This window comes from Klebsiella sp. BIGb0138, assembly GCF_004342285.1.
GTDB lineage: Bacteria > Pseudomonadota > Gammaproteobacteria > Enterobacterales > Enterobacteriaceae > Klebsiella.
This window is the reverse complement of record NZ_SMCV01000002.1, coordinates 735,313-755,782: the sequence shown is the minus strand read 5'-3', so window position 1 is coordinate 755,782 and position 20,470 is coordinate 735,313. Positions and strand designations below refer to the sequence as shown.

General features: G+C 54.8%; 19 protein-coding genes and 3 tRNA genes. All 22 read left to right on the top strand.

The annotated features are described in order from the left end of the window. The first annotated feature begins 99 nt into the window (after positions 1-99). Positions 100-504, top strand: a complete 405-nt coding sequence (sdhC, locus tag EDF73_RS07970; protein WP_165905667.1) for a succinate dehydrogenase cytochrome b556 subunit — start codon at positions 100-102, stop codon at positions 502-504. Continuing rightward, entirely contained in the window at positions 498-845 is a 348-nt protein-coding gene (gene sdhD, locus EDF73_RS07965) for a succinate dehydrogenase membrane anchor subunit (RefSeq protein WP_132728047.1), read from the top strand. The genes sdhC and sdhD overlap by 7 nt, the downstream gene beginning before the upstream one ends. Beyond that, positions 845-2,611, top strand: a complete 1,767-nt coding sequence (gene sdhA / locus EDF73_RS07960) for a succinate dehydrogenase flavoprotein subunit (RefSeq protein ID WP_132728045.1) — start codon at positions 845-847, stop codon at positions 2,609-2,611. The genes sdhD and sdhA overlap by 1 nt, the downstream gene beginning before the upstream one ends. 15 nt (positions 2,612-2,626) lie before the next feature. After that, positions 2,627-3,343, top strand: a complete 717-nt coding sequence (gene sdhB / locus EDF73_RS07955) for a succinate dehydrogenase iron-sulfur subunit SdhB (protein WP_004859670.1) — start codon at positions 2,627-2,629, stop codon at positions 3,341-3,343. Positions 3,344-3,723: 380 nt separating this feature from the next. Then, the gene (gene sucA, locus EDF73_RS07950; RefSeq protein ID WP_132728043.1) at positions 3,724-6,531 is read left to right on the top strand and encodes a 2-oxoglutarate dehydrogenase E1 component; all 2,808 of its coding nucleotides are present in this window, start codon (positions 3,724-3,726) and stop codon (positions 6,529-6,531) included. A 14-nt stretch (positions 6,532-6,545) separates the two neighbouring features. Next, positions 6,546-7,769 carry a 2-oxoglutarate dehydrogenase complex dihydrolipoyllysine-residue succinyltransferase gene (gene odhB, locus EDF73_RS07945; protein ID WP_132728041.1) on the top strand — a complete coding sequence of 408 codons (1,224 nt, stop codon included), beginning with the start codon at positions 6,546-6,548 and terminating at the stop codon, positions 7,767-7,769. A 115-nt stretch (positions 7,770-7,884) separates the two neighbouring features. Then, a complete protein-coding gene (gene sucC / locus EDF73_RS07940) occupies positions 7,885-9,051 on the top strand; it encodes an ADP-forming succinate--CoA ligase subunit beta (RefSeq protein WP_004859677.1) in 1,167 nt (388 codons plus the stop codon). Beyond that, positions 9,051-9,920: a succinate--CoA ligase subunit alpha gene (sucD, locus tag EDF73_RS07935; RefSeq protein WP_132728039.1), complete on the top strand. Its 870-nt coding sequence runs from the start codon at positions 9,051-9,053 to the stop codon at positions 9,918-9,920. The genes sucC and sucD overlap by 1 nt, the downstream gene beginning before the upstream one ends. Before the next feature lie 840 nt (positions 9,921-10,760). Further along, on the top strand, positions 10,761-12,329 hold the full coding sequence (gene cydA, locus EDF73_RS07930; RefSeq protein ID WP_132728037.1) for a cytochrome ubiquinol oxidase subunit I: 1,569 nt from the start codon (positions 10,761-10,763) through the stop codon (positions 12,327-12,329). 15 nt (positions 12,330-12,344) lie between these two features. Beyond that, positions 12,345-13,484 carry a cytochrome d ubiquinol oxidase subunit II gene (gene cydB, locus EDF73_RS07925; RefSeq protein WP_132728035.1) on the top strand — a complete coding sequence of 380 codons (1,140 nt, stop codon included), beginning with the start codon at positions 12,345-12,347 and terminating at the stop codon, positions 13,482-13,484. 17 nt (positions 13,485-13,501) lie between these two features. After that, complete coding sequence (cydX, locus tag EDF73_RS07920; RefSeq protein ID WP_132728033.1) at positions 13,502-13,615, top strand: cytochrome bd-I oxidase subunit CydX; 114 nt, start codon at positions 13,502-13,504, stop codon at positions 13,613-13,615. Next, positions 13,615-13,908 carry a cyd operon protein YbgE gene (gene ybgE / locus EDF73_RS07915; RefSeq protein WP_132728031.1) on the top strand — a complete coding sequence of 98 codons (294 nt, stop codon included), beginning with the start codon at positions 13,615-13,617 and terminating at the stop codon, positions 13,906-13,908. The genes cydX and ybgE overlap by 1 nt, the downstream gene beginning before the upstream one ends. 285 nt (positions 13,909-14,193) lie before the next feature. Continuing rightward, entirely contained in the window at positions 14,194-14,598 is a 405-nt protein-coding gene (ybgC, locus tag EDF73_RS07910) for a tol-pal system-associated acyl-CoA thioesterase (RefSeq protein WP_132728029.1), read from the top strand. Then, positions 14,595-15,287, top strand: a complete 693-nt coding sequence (tolQ, locus tag EDF73_RS07905) for a Tol-Pal system protein TolQ (protein ID WP_132728026.1) — start codon at positions 14,595-14,597, stop codon at positions 15,285-15,287. The genes ybgC and tolQ overlap by 4 nt, the downstream gene beginning before the upstream one ends. Positions 15,288-15,290: 3 nt before the next feature. Then, positions 15,291-15,719 carry a colicin uptake protein TolR gene (tolR, locus tag EDF73_RS07900; protein WP_132728024.1) on the top strand — a complete coding sequence of 143 codons (429 nt, stop codon included), beginning with the start codon at positions 15,291-15,293 and terminating at the stop codon, positions 15,717-15,719. Positions 15,720-15,822: 103 nt separating this feature from the next. Beyond that, positions 15,823-17,160, top strand: coding sequence for a cell envelope integrity protein TolA (tolA, locus tag EDF73_RS07895; RefSeq protein WP_132728021.1), 1,338 nt, complete (start codon positions 15,823-15,825; stop codon positions 17,158-17,160). Between the two features lie 129 nt (positions 17,161-17,289). Continuing rightward, positions 17,290-18,582, top strand: a complete 1,293-nt coding sequence (tolB, locus tag EDF73_RS07890) for a Tol-Pal system beta propeller repeat protein TolB (RefSeq protein WP_132728143.1) — start codon at positions 17,290-17,292, stop codon at positions 18,580-18,582. 34 nt (positions 18,583-18,616) lie between these two features. Then, positions 18,617-19,141: a peptidoglycan-associated lipoprotein Pal gene (pal, locus tag EDF73_RS07885; protein WP_004859700.1), complete on the top strand. Its 525-nt coding sequence runs from the start codon at positions 18,617-18,619 to the stop codon at positions 19,139-19,141. A gap of 9 nt (positions 19,142-19,150) precedes the next feature. Further along, positions 19,151-19,948 carry a cell division protein CpoB gene (cpoB, locus tag EDF73_RS07880; RefSeq protein WP_132728019.1) on the top strand — a complete coding sequence of 266 codons (798 nt, stop codon included), beginning with the start codon at positions 19,151-19,153 and terminating at the stop codon, positions 19,946-19,948. 162 nt (positions 19,949-20,110) lie between these two features. Further along, a tRNA-Lys gene (locus EDF73_RS07875) sits at positions 20,111-20,186 on the top strand. Positions 20,187-20,295: 109 nt separating this feature from the next. After that, a tRNA-Val gene (locus tag EDF73_RS07870) sits at positions 20,296-20,371 on the top strand. Positions 20,372-20,374: 3 nt separating this feature from the next. Next, positions 20,375-20,450 (top strand) — tRNA-Lys (locus EDF73_RS07865). The last annotated feature ends 20 nt before the right edge of the window (positions 20,451-20,470 follow it).

Here is a 20,470-nt window from a genome sequence, read left to right as displayed (position 1 = left end):
TTTTAGCTCTTGAAAAGGGGTTTTATCATGACTACAGGTTATAGAAAGGACGCTGTCTGACCCGCAAGCAGACCGGAGGAAGGAAACAATAAGAACAGCATGTGGGCGTTATTCATGGTAAGAAATGTGAAAAAACAAAGACCTGTCAATCTGGATCTGCAAACGATCCGGTTCCCAATCACAGCGATAGCGTCCATTCTCCATCGCGTTTCCGGTGTCATCACCTTCGTGGCGGTCGGAATTTTGCTTTGGTTGCTGGGCACCAGCCTCTCCTCTCCCGAAGGTTTCCTTGTCGCGTCATCCATCATGGATAGCTTCTTTGTGAAGTTCATCATGTGGGGCATTCTGACCGCTTTGGCTTACCACGCTGTTGTCGGTATTCGCCATCTGATGATGGATTTTGGCTACCTGGAAGAAACCCTCGAAGTAGGGACACGCTCCGCTAAGATTTCTTTTGTTATTACTGTCGTGCTTTCACTTCTCGCAGGAGTCCTCGTATGGTAAGCAACGCCTCAGCACTGGGACGCAACGGCGTACATGACTTCATTCTGGTTCGTGCTACCGCCATCGTTCTGACCCTTTACATCATCTACATGGTTGGCTTTTTTGCCACCACAGGTGAAATTTCCTGGGAAGTCTGGACGGGCTTTTTCTCCTCCGCATTCACTAAAGTCTTCACCCTGCTGGCCCTTATCTCCATTCTGATTCACGCCTGGATCGGGATGTGGCAGGTATTAACGGACTACGTTAAACCACTGGCCGTGCGCTTAATTCTGCAACTGGTTATCGTTGTCGCGCTGGTGGCTTACGTTCTTTATGGATTTGTTGTGGTGTGGGGTGTGTAATGAAATTGCCTGTCAGAGAATTTGATGCAGTTGTTATTGGTGCCGGTGGCGCAGGTATGCGCGCGGCGCTGCAAATTTCCCAGAGCGGCCAGAGCTGTGCGCTGCTCTCTAAAGTGTTCCCTACCCGTTCCCATACCGTTTCCGCGCAGGGTGGCATCACCGTGGCGCTCGGTAATACCCATGAAGATAACTGGGAATGGCATATGTACGACACCGTAAAAGGGTCGGACTATATCGGCGATCAGGACGCTATCGAATATATGTGTAAGACCGGCCCGGAAGCGATTCTGGAGCTGGAACACATGGGGCTGCCGTTCTCTCGTCTGGACGATGGCTCCATCTATCAACGTCCGTTTGGCGGCCAGTCGAAAAACTTCGGCGGCGAGCAGGCGGCACGTACTGCGGCAGCGGCTGACCGTACCGGCCACGCGCTGCTGCACACGCTTTACCAGCAGAACCTGAAAAACCATACCACTATTTTCTCCGAATGGTATGCGCTGGATCTGGTGAAAAACGCCGATGGCGCAGTGGTCGGTTGTACCGCGCTGTGTATCGAAACCGGTGAAGTGGTTTACTTCAAAGCCCGCGCGACCGTGCTGGCAACCGGCGGCGCTGGCCGTATCTATCAGTCCACCACCAACGCCCACATCAACACCGGTGACGGCGTCGGGATGGCGATTCGCGCCGGCGTGCCGGTGCAGGATATGGAAATGTGGCAGTTCCACCCGACCGGTATCGCCGGGGCAGGGGTTCTGGTCACCGAAGGCTGCCGTGGTGAAGGCGGTTATCTGCTGAACAAGCATGGCGAGCGTTTCATGGAGCGCTATGCGCCGAATGCGAAAGACCTGGCGGGTCGTGACGTGGTGGCGCGTTCCATCATGATCGAAATCCGTGAAGGTCGCGGCTGTGACGGCCCGTGGGGTCCGCATGCGAAACTGAAACTGGACCATCTGGGTAAAGAAGTTCTCGAATCCCGTCTGCCGGGGATCCTTGAGCTCTCCCGTACCTTTGCTCACGTTGACCCGGTTAAAGAACCGATTCCGGTTATCCCGACCTGCCACTACATGATGGGCGGTATACCGACCAAAGTGACCGGCCAGGCGCTGACCGTGAATGAAAAAGGCGAAGACGTGGTGATCCCGGGGCTGTTCGCGGTAGGTGAGATCGCCTGCGTATCGGTACACGGCGCTAACCGTCTGGGCGGCAACTCGCTGCTTGACCTGGTGGTCTTCGGCCGCGCGGCGGGCCTGCATCTGCAGGAATCTATCGCCGAGCAGGGCGCGCTGCGTGATGCCAGCGAAGAAGAAATCGACGCTTCTCTGGCACGCCTGAACCGTTGGAACAACAACCGCGACGGTGAAGATCCGGCCGTTATCCGCAAAGCGCTGCAGGAGTGCATGCAGCACAACTTCTCGGTATTCCGCGAAGGTGATGCGATGGCGAAAGGGCTTGAGCAGCTGAAAGTGATTCGTGAGCGTCTGAAAAATGCGCGTCTTGACGACACCTCCAGCGAGTTCAACACCCAGCGCGTTGAGTGCCTGGAGCTGGATAACCTGATGGAAACCGCTTATGCAACGGCGGTCTCTGCCAACTTCCGTACCGAAAGCCGGGGCGCGCATAGCCGCTTTGACTTCCCGGAACGTGATGACGAAAACTGGCTGTGCCATTCCCTGTATCTGCCAGAGTCGGAATCCATGACGCGTCGTAGCGTCAACATGGAACCGAAACTGCGTCCGGCATTCCCGCCGAAGATTCGTACTTATTAATGCGGAGACAGGAAAATGAAACTCGAGTTTTCAATTTATCGCTATAACCCGGATGTAGACGATGCTCCGCGTATGCAGGATTACACCCTGGAAGCGGAAGAAGGTCGCGACATGATGCTGCTGGATGCTCTGATGCAGCTGAAAGAAAAAGATCCGTCGCTCTCTTTTCGTCGTTCCTGCCGTGAAGGGGTATGTGGCTCCGACGGTCTGAACATGAACGGTAAAAATGGTCTGGCGTGCATCACGCCGATCTCCGCGCTGAATCAGCCGGGTAAGAAAATTGTCATCCGTCCGCTGCCTGGTTTGCCGGTTATCCGCGATTTGGTTGTAGACATGGGGCAATTCTATGCACAATATGAGAAGATTAAGCCTTACTTGTTGAATAATGGGCAAAATCCTCCGGCTCGCGAGCATCTGCAGAAGCCCGAGCAGCGTGAGAAACTCGATGGTCTGTACGAGTGTATTCTCTGCGCATGTTGTTCAACCTCTTGCCCGTCGTTCTGGTGGAACCCGGACAAGTTTATCGGCCCGGCTGGTCTGCTGGCGGCGTATCGCTTCCTGATTGACAGTCGCGATACCGAAACCGACAGCCGCCTGGAAGGGTTAAGCGATGCTTTCAGCGTATTCCGCTGTCATAGCATTATGAACTGCGTCAGTGTATGTCCGAAAGGGCTGAACCCGACGCGGGCCATCGGCCATATCAAGTCGATGCTGCTGCAACGTAGTGCGTAAGTAACCCGGTCGTCCCGGATGGCGCTATCGCTTATCCGGGCTACCCGAGGCAGTAGCCCCGGCAGCGTTTGTGCCGCCGGGGATATGGCAGGAAATCTTTAAAAACCGCCAAATATGTACCAGTAATCAAGGCGTTCAGAGCGAGGTAAGGCGGCAACTGAACGCATCCCCGGGAGCATAGTGAACTATGTGACCGGGGTAAGTGAAGGCAGCTAACGCAACCGCAGCCTGAACGCCGAAGATTAATGGCAGTTTTTAAAGGTTCCTTCGCGGACGCAGAAGCCACAACTCGTCCGCAACAAGTGAACCCCGGCACGCACAATTGATGTGCGTGGTAGTTTCTACGGCGAAATAAGCATATAAATGCTTAAGGGATCACGATGCAGAACGGCGCAATGAAAGCCTGGCTGGACTCTTCTTACCTCTCTGGTTCGAACCAGAGCTGGATAGAACAGCTCTATGAAGACTTCTTAACCGATCCTGACTCTGTTGACGCCAACTGGCGTTCTATGTTCCAGCAGTTACCTGGCACCGGAGTCAAACCGGATCAATTTCATTCGAAAACGCGTGATTATTTCCGTCGACTGGCGAAGGATGCCTCACGTTACACTTCTTCGATTTCCGACCCTGACACCAATGTGAAGCAGGTTAAAGTCCTGCAGCTCATCAACGCATATCGTTTCCGTGGCCACCAGCATGCGAATCTCGATCCGCTGGGACTGTGGAAGCAAGAGAGAGTGGCGGATCTCGATCCTGCATACCACGATCTGACCGAGGCCGATTTCCAGGAAAGCTATAACGTAGGCTCTTTTGCTATCGGCAAAGACACGATGAAACTGGGCGACCTGATCGCGGCGCTCAAACAGACCTACTGCGGCGCTATCGGCGCGGAATACATGCATATCACCTCAACCGAAGAGAAACGCTGGATTCAGCAGCGTATTGAATCGGTTGCAGGCAAAGCCAGCTTCAGCGCTGAGGAGAAAAAACGTTTCTTAACCGAGCTGACGGCAGCTGAAGGTCTGGAACGTTATCTCGGCGCGAAATTCCCCGGGGCAAAACGCTTCTCGCTGGAAGGCGGCGATGCGCTGATCCCGATGCTGAAAGAGATTATCCGTCACGCCGGCAAGAGCGGCACCCGTGAAGTGGTGCTGGGCATGGCGCACCGCGGTCGTCTGAACGTGCTGGTTAACGTACTGGGTAAAAAACCGCAGGATCTGTTTGACGAATTCGCCGGCAAACATAAAGAACACCTCGGCACCGGCGACGTGAAGTACCACATGGGCTTCTCCTCCGATATGGAAACCGAAGGCGGACTGGTTCACCTTGCGCTGGCGTTTAACCCGTCGCACCTTGAAATCGTCAGCCCGGTGGTTATCGGCTCCGTACGCGCCCGTCTGGATCGCCTCGACGAACCGAGCAGCAATAAAGTGCTGCCGATTACTATTCACGGCGATGCCGCCGTTACCGGCCAGGGCGTGGTTCAGGAAACCCTGAACATGTCCAAAGCGCGCGGCTACGAAGTGGGCGGTACCGTACGTATCGTTATCAACAACCAGGTGGGTTTCACCACCTCGAACCCGCTGGATGCGCGTTCCACGCCATACTGCACCGATATCGGTAAAATGGTTCAGGCGCCGATCTTCCACGTTAACGCGGACGATCCGGAAGCCGTAGCGTTCGTCACCCGTCTGGCGCTGGATTTCCGTAATACCTTCAAACGCGATGTCTTCATCGACCTGGTGTGCTACCGCCGTCACGGCCACAACGAAGCCGACGAGCCGAGCGCGACTCAGCCGCTGATGTACCAGAAAATCAAAAAACACCCGACGCCGCGCAAAATCTATGCTGACAAACTTGAGCAGGATAACGTGTCGACGCTGGAAGATGCCACCGAACTGGTTAACCTTTACCGCGATGCGCTGGATGCCGGCGAATGCGTGGTGGAAGAGTGGCGTCCGATGAACCTGCACTCCTTTACCTGGTCGCCGTACCTCAACCACGAGTGGGATGAGAGCTACCCGAGTAAAGTTGAGATGAAACGTCTGCAGGAGCTGGCGAAACGCATCAGCACGGTGCCGGACAGCATCGAAATGCAGTCTCGCGTGGCGAAGATTTATGGCGATCGTCAGGCAATGGCCGCCGGTGAGAAGCTGTTTGACTGGGGGGCCGCGGAAAACCTGGCCTACGCCACGCTGGTAGACGAAGGCATTCCGATTCGTCTCTCCGGTGAGGACTCCGGCCGTGGGACCTTCTTCCACCGTCACTCGGTTATCCATAACCAGGTGAATGGTTCGACCTACACCCCGCTGCAGCATGTTCATAATGGCCAGGAGCACTTCAAAGTCTGGGACTCCGTTCTGTCTGAAGAGGCGGTACTGGCGTTTGAATACGGCTATGCCACCGCTGAACCACGCACCCTGACTATCTGGGAAGCGCAGTTTGGTGACTTCGCCAACGGCGCTCAGGTGGTTATCGACCAGTTCATCAGCTCCGGCGAGCAGAAGTGGGGCCGTATGTGTGGCCTGGTCATGCTGCTGCCGCACGGCTATGAAGGTCAGGGCCCGGAGCACTCCTCCGCGCGTCTGGAACGCTATCTGCAGCTGTGCGCTGAGCAGAATATGCAGGTCTGCGTACCGTCTACACCGGCCCAGGTTTACCACATGCTGCGTCGTCAGGCGCTGCGCGGGATGCGCCGTCCGCTGGTGGTGATGTCGCCGAAATCGCTGCTGCGTCATCCGCTGGCCGTTTCCAGCCTCGATGAACTGGCTAACGGCACCTTCCTGCCGGCCATCGGTGAAATCGACGATCTCGACCCGAAAGCCGTCAAGCGTGTGGTGCTGTGCTCTGGTAAGGTTTATTACGACCTGCTGGAACAACGCCGTAAGAACGACCAAAAAGATGTCGCTATCGTGCGCGTAGAGCAGCTCTATCCGTTCCCGCATCAGGCGGTACAGGAAGCGCTGAAGCCTTATGCCCACGTGCATGATTTTGTCTGGTGCCAGGAAGAACCGCTCAACCAGGGCGCGTGGTACTGCAGCCAGCATCACTTCCGCGAAGTGATTCCGTTTGGGGCCTCTCTGCGTTACGCAGGCCGCCCGGCCTCCGCCTCTCCGGCGGTAGGGTACATGTCCGTTCACCAGAAACAGCAACAAGATCTGGTCAATGACGCGCTGAACGTCGATTAATTAAAGGATACATAATGAGTAGCGTAGATATTCTGGTTCCCGACCTGCCTGAGTCCGTAGCTGACGCGACCGTTGCGACCTGGCATAAAAAACCGGGCGATAGCGTCCAGCGTGATGAAGTGCTGGTGGAAATCGAAACTGACAAAGTGGTACTGGAAGTACCGGCATCAGCGGACGGCATTCTGGATGCAGTGCTGGAAGATGAAGGCGCCACCGTGCTTTCTCGCCAGATCCTTGGTCGCCTGCGTGAGGGCAATAGCGCGGGCAAAGAGTCCGCCGCGAAATCCGACGCCAAAGAGTCCACCCCGGCTCAGCGTCAGCAGGCGTCTCTGGAAGAGCAGAGCAACGATGCCCTCAGCCCGGCGATCCGTCGCCTGCTGGCTGAACATAATCTTGATGCCAATGCCATTAAAGGCACCGGCGTCGGTGGCCGTCTGACCCGTGAAGATGTTGAGAAACACCTGGCCGCGGCGCCGGCGAAAACCGAAGCGAAAGCGCCGGCAGCGGCGGCAGCAGCACCGGTTGCTCAACTGGGCCACCGCTCGGAAAAACGCGTGCCGATGACCCGTCTGCGCAAACGCGTCGCCGAGCGTCTGCTGGAAGCGAAAAACTCTACCGCCATGCTGACGACCTTCAACGAAGTCAACATGAAGCCGATTATGGACCTGCGTAAGCAGTACGGCGACGCGTTCGAAAAACGTCACGGCATCCGTCTGGGCTTTATGTCCTTCTACGTGAAAGCGGTGGTTGAAGCGCTGAAACGCTATCCGGAAGTGAACGCCTCGATCGATGGCGATGATGTGGTGTACCACAACTACTTCGACGTCAGCATGGCGGTCTCTACGCCGCGCGGTCTGGTGACCCCGGTTCTGCGCGATGTGGATCTGCTGGGTATGGCGGACATCGAAAAGAATATTAAAGAGCTGGCAGTGAAAGGCCGTGACGGCAAGCTGACCGTAGATGACCTGACCGGCGGCAACTTCACCATTACCAACGGCGGCGTATTCGGTTCTCTGATGTCCACGCCGATCATCAACCCACCGCAGAGCGCCATTCTGGGTATGCACGCCATTAAAGATCGCCCGATGGCGGTCAATGGCAAGGTAGAAATTCTGCCGATGATGTACCTGGCGCTCTCCTACGACCACCGTCTGATCGATGGACGTGAATCGGTAGGCTTCCTGGTAGCAATCAAAGAGCTGCTGGAAGACCCGACTCGTCTGCTGCTGGACGTGTAGTGATAATGGCCCGGAAGCGTTCAGCTCTCCGGGCCAATAAAAACATCATCTGCGCTGGAGGCTTTGCGCCTTACAGACTCAATGATAACGATTACCTGAAGGATGGACTGAACACATGAACTTACATGAATATCAGGCAAAACAACTGTTTGCCCGCTATGGCTTACCGGCGCCGGTGGGTTATGCCTGTACTACTCCGCGTGAAGCAGAAGAAGCCGCATCAAAAATCGGTGCAGGTCCGTGGGTAGTGAAATGTCAGGTTCACGCTGGTGGCCGCGGTAAAGCGGGCGGTGTGAAAGTAGTTAACAGTAAAGAAGACATTCGCGCATTTGCTGAACATTGGCTGGGCAAACGCCTGGTGACCTACCAGACAGATGCTAACGGCCAGCCGGTTAACCAGATTCTGGTTGAAGCCGCGACCGATATCGCTAAAGAGCTGTATCTGGGCGCGGTGGTCGACCGTAGCTCCCGTCGCGTGGTGTTCATGGCCTCCACCGAAGGCGGCGTGGAAATCGAAAAAGTGGCGGAAGAAACGCCGCACCTGATTCACAAAATTGCGATCGATCCGCTGGCAGGCCCGATGCCTTACCAGGGGCGCGAGCTGGCGTTCAAACTGGGCCTGGAAGGTAAACAGGTTCAGCAGTTCACCAAAATCTTCATGGGGCTGGCGACCATTTTCCTTGAGCGCGACCTGGCGCTGATCGAAATCAACCCGCTGGTTATCACTAAGCAGGGCGACCTGATCTGCCTCGACGGCAAACTGGGCGCTGACGGCAATGCGCTGTTCCGCCAGCCGGATCTGCGTGAAATGCGCGACCAGTCTCAGGAAGACCCGCGTGAAGCCCAGGCGGCACAGTGGGAACTGAACTACGTTGCGCTGGACGGCAACATTGGTTGCATGGTTAACGGCGCGGGCCTGGCGATGGGGACCATGGACATCGTTAAGCTGCACGGCGGCGAACCGGCTAACTTCCTCGACGTGGGCGGCGGCGCAACCAAAGAGCGCGTTACCGAAGCGTTCAAAATCATCCTTTCCGACAGCAATGTTAAAGCCGTGCTGGTGAACATCTTCGGCGGTATCGTGCGTTGCGATCTGATTGCTGACGGCATCATCGGCGCAGTGGCGGAAGTCGGCGTGAACGTGCCGGTAGTGGTACGTCTGGAAGGTAACAACGCCGAACTGGGCGCGAAGAAACTGGCTGACAGCGGCCTGAATATTATTGCAGCGAAAAGTCTGACGGACGCAGCACAGCAGGTTGTTGCCGCAGTGGAGGGGAAATAATGTCAGTTTTAATTAATAAAGACACTAAGGTTATCTGCCAGGGTTTCACCGGTAGCCAGGGCACATTCCACTCTGAACAGGCGATCGCTTACGGTACCCAGATGGTTGGCGGCGTAACCCCAGGTAAAGGCGGCACTACGCACCTGGGCCTGCCGGTGTTCAACACCGTGCGCGAAGCCGTGGAAGCGACCGGCGCCACCGCGACCGTTATCTACGTTCCGGCACCGTTCTGCAAAGATTCCATTCTGGAAGCTATCGATGCGGGCATTAAGCTGATTATCACCATTACCGAAGGTATCCCGACGCTGGATATGCTGACCGTGAAGGTGAAGCTGGATGAAGCTGGCGTACGTATGATCGGCCCGAACTGCCCGGGCGTTATCACGCCGGGCGAGTGCAAAATTGGCATCATGCCGGGCCACATTCATCAGCCGGGTAAAGTGGGCATCGTTTCCCGCTCTGGCACCCTGACCTATGAAGCGGTTAAGCAGACCACCGATTACGGTTTCGGTCAGTCTACCTGCGTCGGCATCGGCGGCGACCCGATCCCGGGGTCAAACTTCATCGATATCCTGAAACTGTTCGAGGAAGATCCGCAGACCGAAGCGATCGTGATGATCGGCGAGATCGGCGGTAGCGCGGAAGAAGAAGCGGCGGCGTACATTAAAGATCACGTGACCAAACCGGTTGTCGGTTACATCGCCGGCGTCACCGCGCCGAAAGGTAAGCGTATGGGCCACGCAGGCGCCATCATCGCCGGCGGTAAAGGTACGGCGGATGAGAAATTTGCCGCGCTGGAAGCGGCGGGCGTGAAAACCGTGCGTAGCCTGGCTGATATCGGCGAAGCGCTGAAATCAATTATTAAGTAAACCCTCTCTGCTCACGATGAGCAGTTAAATGTCCGATTTCGACATGGTTGGCCACCGTCAGGTGGCCTTTTTTATGCCTGTCTCTTCCGGCGCCGGATGAAGGTCGGGCGCGTCTGCGGCCTCCGCCATCTTCGCTCGTACCGAAAAACCTTTCCTATTGTATTGATTTAACACCTTTTTATTAAAATAATTCGCGGTTATTTACCGGGTAGCAGAGGAAATGATTCTCATCCCTGTTTTTTTATAATGCCAAAGTCCAAAATAAAAATGCTGTATTAATTGATGTGCCCACCGGGAAAAATACTCACAGACGTCTACCATTAATCAGATCGCTATTTTTTTCATCCTACGCGCCTTAAAGTTAAATCATATTACCTATACTTCGCATATCTCTCTTTTCAGTAACTATTGCAGGCATACTTTAAACATGTATTTAACATTAAATTCACCATTATTCTTTGTTGGGATACATAATTAACATAGAAGAGAAAAATTGATTTATATCAATATTTAAGGCTTGGAAAAGATCGCAAAAAAACGTTAAATTGTCGCAAATCAAATTGGCCTAAACCGGTCATTTTCGCTATATATTGATCACCGTCGTAAATGTAAAACTGATTCAATAAAATCCTGTTTATTGTAAGGTTATTGCAGCGTAATATATCGGGGAATCAATTGGGTTTTTCGTTAACGTATTTGTAACCTTTGCGAGGAGCTGTTTCATCTGGCGACGAAACGGTAACGAAGCGGGAAGCAAGTTATTTTGTATTGGGGCATGCGTATGAATCCAATGAGCAGGGTTCATTCTCGGAGTCTTCATGCGATGAGCAAGGAGTCATAATGTTAGATATAGTCGAACTGTCGCGCTTACAGTTTGCCTTGACCGCGATGTACCACTTCCTTTTTGTGCCACTAACGCTCGGTATGGCGTTCCTGCTGGCCATCATGGAAACGGTCTACGTCCTTTCCGGCAAACAGATTTATAAAGATATGACCAAATTCTGGGGCAAGTTGTTTGGTATCAACTTTGCGCTGGGTGTGGCAACCGGGTTGACCATGGAGTTCCAGTTCGGGACAAACTGGTCTTACTATTCTCACTACGTGGGCGATATCTTCGGTGCGCCGCTGGCCATTGAAGGTCTGATGGCCTTCTTCCTCGAATCTACCTTTGTAGGTCTGTTCTTCTTCGGTTGGGATCGTCTGGGCAAAGTTCAGCACATGGCGGTGACCTGGCTGGTGGCCCTGGGTTCCAACCTGTCGGCATTGTGGATCCTCGTCGCTAACGGTTGGATGCAAAACCCGATCGCCTCGGATTTCAACTTCGAAACCATGCGTATGGAAATGGTCAGCTTCTCCGAGCTGGTCCTGAACCCTGTCGCGCAGGTGAAATTCGTCCACACCGTCGCCTCCGGCTACGTCTGCGGCGCGATGTTCGTGCTGGGGATCAGCTCTTACTATATGCTGCGCGGCCGCGACTTCGCCTTCGCTAAACGCTCCTTTGCCATTGCTGCCAGCTTCGGTATGGCGGCGATTCTTTCGGTTATCGTGCTCGGGGATGAGTCCGGTTACGAAATGGGCGACGTACAGAAAACGAAACTCGCCGCGATCGAAGCCGAATGGGAAACGCAGCCCGCGCCGGCTTCCTTCACCCTGTTTGGTATTCCGGACCAGGATGCGCAGACTAACCACTTCGCTATCCAGATCCCTTACGCGCTGGGTATTATTGCCACACGCTCCGTGGATACGCCGGTCATGGGTCTGAAAGACCTGCTGGCGCAGCACGAAGCGCGTATTCGTAACGGGATGAAAGCTTACACCCTGCTGGAAGAGCTGCGCGCTGGCTCAACCGATCGGGCGGTTCGCGATCAGTTCAACGACGTGAAGAAAGATCTGGGCTACGGTCTGCTGCTGAAACGCTATACCCCGAACGTCTCCGACGCGACGGAAGCGCAGATTGCGCTGGCGACCAAAGATTCTATTCCTCGCGTTGCTCCGCTGTACTTCGCGTTCCGTATCATGGTGGCCTGCGGCATCCTGATGCTGGGGATTATCGCGGCGTCCTTCTGGACCGTTATCCGCAATCAGATCGGTGAGAAAAAATGGCTGCTGCGCATCGCGCTGTATGCGATTCCGCTGCCGTGGATTGCTATCGAGTCCGGTTGGTTCGTGGCGGAATATGGCCGTCAGCCGTGGGCGATAGGTGAGGTACTGCCGACGGCGGTGGCGAACTCGTCGCTGACCGCGGGCGATCTGATCTTCTCGATGCTGCTGATTTGCGGTCTGTACACCCTGTTCCTGGTAGCGGAGCTGTACCTGATGTTCAAATTCGCACGCCGTGGACCCAGCAGCCTGAAAACCGGTCGCTACCACTATGAGCAGTCTTCCACGACTACTCAGCCGGCACGCTAAGACAGGAGTCGTCAAATGATCGATTATGAAGTATTGCGTTTAATCTGGTGGCTACTGATCGGCGTTCTGCTGATTGGGTTTGCCGTCACCGATGGTTTCGACATGGGGGTGGGGATGCTCACCCGTTTCCTCGGCCGTAATGACACCGAGCGTCGAATCATGATCAACTCCATTGCCCCGCATTGGGACGGAAACCAGGTGTGGCTGATCACCGCGGGCGGCGCGCTGTTTGCCGCGTGGCCGACGGTCTATGCCGCGGCGTTCTCCGGTTTCTATGTGGCGATGATCCTGGTGCTGGCCTCCCTGTTCTTCCGTCCGGTCGGGTTTGACTACCGTTCGAAGATTGAAGACACCCGCTGGCGTAACATGTGGGACTGGGGCATCTTCATCGGTAGCTTTGTGCCGCCGCTGGTGATTGGCGTCGCCTTCGGTAACCTGCTGCAGGGCGTACCGTTTCATATGGATGAATATATGCGCCTGTTCTATACCGGCAATTTCTTCCAGCTGCTGAACCCGTTTGGTCTGCTGGCCGGTATTGTGAGCGTGGCGATGATCCTGACTCAGGGGGCAACCTATCTGCAGATGCGTACCGTCGGCGAACTGCACCTGCGCGCCCGCACGACCTCCCAGGTCGCGGCGCTGGTGACCCTGGTGTGCTTCCTGCTGGCAGGCGTCTGGGTGGTATACGGTATCGATGGTTATGTGGTGACCTCGGCTATCGACCACTCCGCACCGTCGAACCCGCTGACAAAAGAAGTCGCTCGTCAGGCTGGCGCATGGTTAGTTAACTTCCAGAATATGCCTGCGCTGTGGGCTATCCCGGCGCTGGGCGTCGTTCTGCCGCTGTTGACTATCCTGACCTCGCGGATGGAGAAGGGCGCGCTGGCGTTTGTCTCTTCTTCCGTGACCCTGGCTTGTATCATCCTGACCGCGGGGATCGCCATGTTCCCATTCATCATGCCATCCAGCACGATGATGAACGTGAGCCTGACCATGTGGGATGCGACCTCCAGCCAGAGAACGCTGAACCTGATGACCTATGTTGCGATTGTCTTCGTGCCGATTATTCTGGGCTACACCAGCTGGTGTTACTGGAAGATGTTTGGCCGCATTACTCGTGAAGACATCGAAAAGAACACCCACTCGCTGTACTAAGGGAAGGAGCTATATATATGTGGTATTTCGCATGGATTTTGGGAACGCTTCTTGCCTGTGCCTTTGGGGTCATTACCGCGCTGGCGCTTGAGCAGGTAGAAGCCAGCAAAGCAGGTAAAGAAGAACACTGATGAGTCAGATTATCACAACGCTATATGTGATAATGGATAAGCGCCCGCTAAGGGCGCTTTCTCTGCTGATGGCGCTGCTGCTGGCAGGCTGCATCTTCTGGGACCCGTCGCGCTTTGCGGCTAAGACCAGCGAACTGGAAATCTGGCATGGTTTCCTGCTGATGTGGGCCGTTTGCGCCGGCGTTATCCACGGGGTGGGATTCCGCCCGCGGGCCATCCACTGGCAAGGTATTTTTTGTCCACTTATCGCTGATATTGTCCTCATTACAGGGCTGTTTTTTTTCTTCTTTTGAAAGAGAAGAGAATAAGAGAACTCTGTTAACCTCATGGGCTTGCATAAGCCCATAAAAATTTACTCGCCGTTTACTTTCTCCCATTCCAAAGCACGTTCCCCGCGCGTATAGTAGCGAAGTTTGAAAGCACTAATCTTTTTTTGCATTACCGGGATGTAAAGTGAATACAACGCGATATACAACGGCATTTTTGATGCATCGCGGCGGCCAGTACGCGAATCACCGGGAGCTTACAAGAGTAAGTGACGGGTGTGAGTGGACGAAGCCAACACAGAGGCAGCAGGAATGAATAAGTATATGTTTCGATGGCCGGTGCGTGTCTACTATGAAGATACCGATGCCGGTGGTGTGGTTTACCACGCCAGTTACGTCGCTTTTTATGAAAGAGCACGCACCGAGATGCTGCGTCACCATCACTTCAGTCAGCAGGTTTTGCTGGCTGAGCGAGTTGCCTTCGTGGTTCGCAAAATGACGCTGGAATATTTTGCGCCCGCCAGACTCGACGACATGCTCGAAATCCAGACGGAAATTACCTCGATGCGAGGCACCTCTTTGGTTTTCACGCAGCGAATCGTCAACGCCGAGAATACAGTTTTGAACGAAGCTGAGGTTCTCATTGTGTGCGTTGATCCACTCTTAATGAAGCCTCGTGCGCTTCCCAAGTCTATTGTCGCGGAGTTTAAGCAGTGACTGACATGAATATCCTTGATTTGTTCCTGAAGGCAAGCCTTCTGGTTAAACTTATCATGTTGATTTTAATTGGTTTTTCTATCGCTTCCTGGGCTATCATTATTCAGAGAACGCGTATCCTCAACACGGCAAGCCGCGAGGCGGAAGCCTTTGAAGACAAATTCTGGTCGGGAATTGAGCTCTCTCGCCTGTACCAGGAAAGTCAGAGTCGTCGCGATAACCTGGTGGGGTCTGAACAAATTTTCTATAGCGGCTTCAAAGAGTTTGCCCGTTTGCACCGCGCCAACAGCCATGCGCCGGAGGCCATCGTAGAAGGGGCGTCGCGTGCAATGCGCATTTCAATGAGCCGGGAGCTGGAAACGCTGGAAACGCATATCCCGTTCCTGGGAACCGTCGGCTCCATCAGTCCGTATATTGGCCTGTTTGGTACCGTCTGGGGGATCATGCACGCCTTTATCGCTCTGGGCGCGGTCAAGCAGGCGACCTTGCAGATGGTAGCGCCGGGTATCGCCGAAGCGCTGATCGCCACGGCTATCGGCCTGTTTGCGGCAATCCCGGCGGTTATGGCCTACAACCGTCTGAACCAGCGCGTGAACAAACTTGAACTGAACTACGACAACTTTATGGAAGAGTTCACCGCGATTCTGCACCGTCAGGCGTTTACCAGCAGCGAAAGCAATAAGGGGTAAGCCATGGCCAGAGCACGTGGACGCGGACGTCGCGAACTGAAGTCCGAGATCAACATCGTTCCGCTGCTGGATGTCTTGTTGGTGCTGTTGCTGATCTTTATGGCGACGGCGCCGATCATTACGCAGAGCGTAGAGGTCGACCTGCCGGATGCGACAGAATCGCAGGCGGTCAAAAGTAATGATGAACCGCCGGTGATTGTTGAAGTTTCCGGGGTAGGGCAGTACAGCATCAAAGTTGGCCAGGAAACCCTGTCGCAACTGCCGCCGGAGCAGGTGATTGCCGAAGCGAAGCGCCGACTGGAGGCGAATGAGAAAGCGGTGTTCCTGATCGGCGGTGCGAAAGATGTACCTTACGATGAAATTATTAAAGCGCTTAACCTGTTGCATAGCGCAGGGGTTAAATCGGTTGGCTTAATGACCAAGCCTATTTAATCGCTTCAGATTTGTGCGCCCGCCGGTTCGCTGGCTGTGAGAGTTGAATCCTCGCGGCCAGCGAGAATAGCGGGAACAGGCGAACAGTTTTTGGGAACCGATAGTGTCAAAGGCAACCGAACAAAACGACAAGCTTAAACGAGCGATCATAGTTTCAGTCGCGCTGCACATCATTCTGATCGCGCTGCTGATCTGGAGTTCGTTCGATGAGCATCTGGATACCTCAGCCGGTGGCGGCGGAGGCTCTTCCATCGATGCGGTAATGGTTGATCCCGGGGCGGTGGTGAATAACTACAACCGCCAGCAGCAACAGCAGGCCAGTTCGCGCCGCGCCGCCGAGCAACGCGAAAAGCAGGCTCAGCAGCAGGCAGAAGAGCTGCGTGAAAAGCAGGCCGCGGAACAGGAGCGTCTGAAGCAGCTTGAGCAGGATCGCCTGCAGGCGCAGGAAGCGGCCCAGCAAGCGAAGGAGCAACAAAAACAAGCTGAAGAGGCGGCGGCGAAAGCGGCGGCAGCGGCGAAGGCCAAAGCGGACGCTCAGGCGAAAGAAGCCCAGCAGGCGGCAGAGAAAGCCGCTGCTGATGCCAAAGCGAAGGCCGATGCCCAGGCGAAAGCGGCGGAAGCTGCGGCAGCAAAAGCCGCAGCCGATGCGAAGAAACAGGCGGAAGCCGAAGCGGCGAAAGCGGCTGCCGACGCTCAGAAGAAAGCGGAAGCTGAAGCGGCGAAAGCGGCCGCCGAGGCCCAGAAGAAAGCCGAAGCTGACGCGGCTAAAAAAGCGCAGCAGCAGGCCGAGAAAAAAGCCCAGCAGGAAGCGGCTAAGCAGGCGGTGGCCGAGAAAGCCGCTGCTGAAAAGGCTGCTGCTCAGAAGGCCGCTGCTGAAAAAGCTGCCGCTGACAAAGCCGCAGCCGCCGAGAAAGCAGCGGCTGAAAAAGCGGAAAAAGCCGCCGCAGCTAAAGCTGCCGCAGCCGAAAAAGCCGCCGCAGATAAGGCTGCTAAGGCCGCTGCGGCAAAAGCGGCTGCAGCGAAAAAAGCGGCCGCCGCGAAAGAGGCTGACGGCGTTGATGACCTGCTCGGTGACCTGAGTTCAGGTAAGAATGCGCCGAAAGGCGGCGGGGCGAAAGGTCAGGGGCAACCCGCGAATGCCGCTGGAACGTCGGGTAGCAATGGTGGAGCATCTGGTGCCGATATTAGCGCCTATGCGTCACAAATTCGTAATGCTATTCAAAGCAAGTTGTATGGTGCAGACCTGTATGCAGGTAAGTCTTGCGTATTGCATATTAAGCTGGGGGCTGATGGTCAACTGCTTGATGTTCAACAAGAAGGAGGTGACCCAGCGCTTTGCCAGGCTGCGTTAACCGCCGCTAAAACTGCACGGATTCCTAAACCGCCTAGCCAGGCTGTTTATGAGAAGATAAAAGATGCCAAACTGGACTTTAAACTGTAAGGATTCTCCCCGTGCAAACGGGGAAAAACAAACTATGGTAGTCACTGGGTTTCGGTAGTTTTGTGTATTTGAGTTTGTTAACATTCTGCTAAATTATCGTGGGCTTTCCGCCCGGATAAGGGAGATATGATGAAGCAGGCATTACGAGTAGCATTTGGTTTTTTAATGCTGTGGGCGGCGGTGCTGCACGCAGAAGTACGTATCGAGATCACCCAAGGGGTGGATTCGGCACGCCCAATCGGCGTTGTGCCGTTCCAGTGGGCGGGGCCGGGGGCTGCACCTGAAGATATCGGCGGTGTCGTGGCGGCTGACCTGCGTAACAGCGGCAAGTTCAACCCACTGGATCGCTCGCGTCTGCCTCAGCAACCGGCTACGGCGCAGGAAGTACAGCCGGCGGCATGGTCCGCGCTGGGTATTGATGCCGTGGTCGTAGGCCAGGTCACGCCAAACCCGGACGGTTCGTACAACGTGGCTTACCAGCTGGTGGATACCGGCGGCGCACCGGGTACGATTCTGGCGCAGAACTCTTATAAGGTCACTAAACAGTACCTGCGCTATGCGGCACACACCGCCAGCGATGCGGTATTTGAAAAGCTGACCTCGATTAAGGGCGCTTTCCGTACCCGTATCGCGTACGTTGTGCAGACTAACGGCGGCCAGTTCCCGTATGAGCTGCGCGTATCCGACTATGATGGCTACAACCAGTTTGTCGTCCACCGTTCACCTCAGCCGCTGATGTCACCGGCATGGTCTCCGGACGGTTCTAAACTGGCTTACGTGACCTTCGAAAGCGGTCGTTCTGCCCTGGTGGTCCAGACTCTGGCTAACGGTGCAGTGCGTCAGATCGCCTCGTTCCCGCAGCATAACGGTGCGCCGGCTTTCTCTCCGGACGGCAGCAAACTGGCTTTCGCCCTGTCGAAAACCGGTAGCCTGAACCTGTATGTGATGGATCTGGGCTCGGGTCAGATTCGTCAGGTGACCAACGGTCGCAGCAATAACACCGAACCAAGCTGGTTCCCGGACAGCCAGAACCTGGCCTTTACTTCTGACCAGGCCGGTCGTCCGCAGGTGTATAAAGTCAGCGTTGGCGGCGGTACTCCGCAGCGTATCTCCTGGGAAGGTTCGCAGAACCAGGATGCGGACGTCAGCAGCGACGGTAAATTTATGGTAATGGTCAGCTCGGCCAACGGCCAGCAGCACATTGCCAAACAAGATCTGGTAGCGGGTGGCGTACAAGTTCTGTCGTCAACGTTCCTGGATGAAACGCCAAGTCTGGCACCTAACGGCACTATGGTTATCTACAGCTCTTCTCAGGGGATGGGATCCGTGCTGAATCTGGTTTCTACAGATGGGCGTTTCAAAGCGCGTCTTCCGGCGACTGATGGACAGGTAAAATTCCCTGCCTGGTCTCCGTATCTGTGATAATAAATAATTGATTATTAAAGGAATCAAAGAAATGCAACTGAACAAAGTGCTGAAAGGGCTGATGATCGCTCTGCCGGTTATGGCAATCGCGGCATGTTCTTCTAACAAGAACGCCAGCAACGACCAGAGCGGTGAAGGCATGCTGGGTGCCGGCACTGGTATGGATGCTAACGCTAACGGCGGCAACATGTCTTCTGAAGAGCAGGCTCGTCTGCAGATGCAGCAGCTGCAGCAGAACAACATCGTTTACTTCGATCTCGACAAGTACGATATCCGTTCTGACTTCGCTGCAATGCTGGATGCACACGCTAACTTCCTGCGTAGCAACCCATCCTACAAAGTGACCGTTGAAGGTCACGCGGATGAGCGCGGTACGCCGGAATACAACATCGCTCTGGGTGAGCGTCGTGCTAACGCCGTTAAGATGTATCTGCAGGGCAAAGGTGTTTCTGCTGACCAGATCTCCATCGTTTCTTACGGTAAAGAAAAACCTGCAGTACTGGGTCACGACGAAGCGGCTTATGCCAAAAACCGTCGCGCCGTACTGGTTTACTAAGAGAATTGCATGAGCAGTAACTTCAGACATCATCTGTTGAGTCTGTCGTTACTGGTTGGCATAGCGGCCCCCTGGGCCGCTTTTGCTCAGGCGCCAATCAGTAGTGTCGGCTCAGGTTCGGTCGAAGACCGGGTCACTCAACTCGAGCGTATTTCTAACGCTCACAGTCAACTTTTAACCCAACTTCAGCAACAGCTCTCCGATAACCAGAGTGATATTGATTCTCTGCGCGGTCAGATCCAGGAAAGTCAGTATCAGCTTAACCAGGTCGTCGAGCGCCAGAAGCAGATTCTGCTGCAGATTGACGGTCTGAGCAGCGGCGGTGCGGCGGCAGGTGCGCAGACCCAGACATCCTCGGCTTCAGGCGATCAGGGCGCATCCGCGACTACGGCGGCGCCAGGGGCCTCTTCAGGCGCGCCAGCGATGACCGGAGATGCCAATACTGATTACAATGCGGCGATTGCGCTGGTGAAGGATTCGTCCCGCCAGGATGATGCGATGGCGGCATTTCAGAATTTCGTCAAAAAGTACCCGGATTCAACCTATCAACCGAACGCCAACTACTGGCTCGGTCAGTTGAATTACAATAAGGGGAAAAAAGACGATGCAGCCTACTATTTTGCTTCCGTGGTGAAGAATTACCCTAAATCGCCGAAAGCGCCCGATGCGATGTTTAAGGTCGGCGTGATTATGCAGGACAAAGGTGATACCGCGAAGGCGAAGGCCGTTTACCAGCAGGTAGTCAGTAAATTTCCTGGCACCGACGGCGCAAAACAAGCTCAGAAACGTCTTAACGCCCTTGGCTGATTATGGCATGACCAGAAATCGCATTATTTCTGGTCTTGTCGGGTGAAACCTAAGCAGTCAGATGTTTTTTATCGAAATACTTGTTGCGCTGAATTCTTAAATCAGTAATATATGCCGCCGTTGCCACGGGATATCAAACAAGCCTGCAGCGACGAAAAAAGCGGGTCGTTAGCTCAGTTGGTAGAGCAGTTGACTTTTAATCAATTGGTCGCAGGTTCGAATCCTGCACGACCCACCAATCGTTCTGGTGGAACGCGATAGTAAAACGTGAAGGATAACGTTACGTCAGTAACGGTCAGTAACGGCCCACCGCTTACTTAGTAAGCTGTAGTATCCAGCGCAGTATCGGGTGATTAGCTCAGCTGGGAGAGCACCTCCCTTACAAGGAGGGGGTCGGCGGTTCGATCCCGTCATCACCCACCACTCGGGTCGTTAGCTCAGTTGGTAGAGCAGTTGACTTTTAATCAATTGGTCGCAGGTTCGAATCCTGCACGACCCACCAGTTTTATACTGGTGACGAGT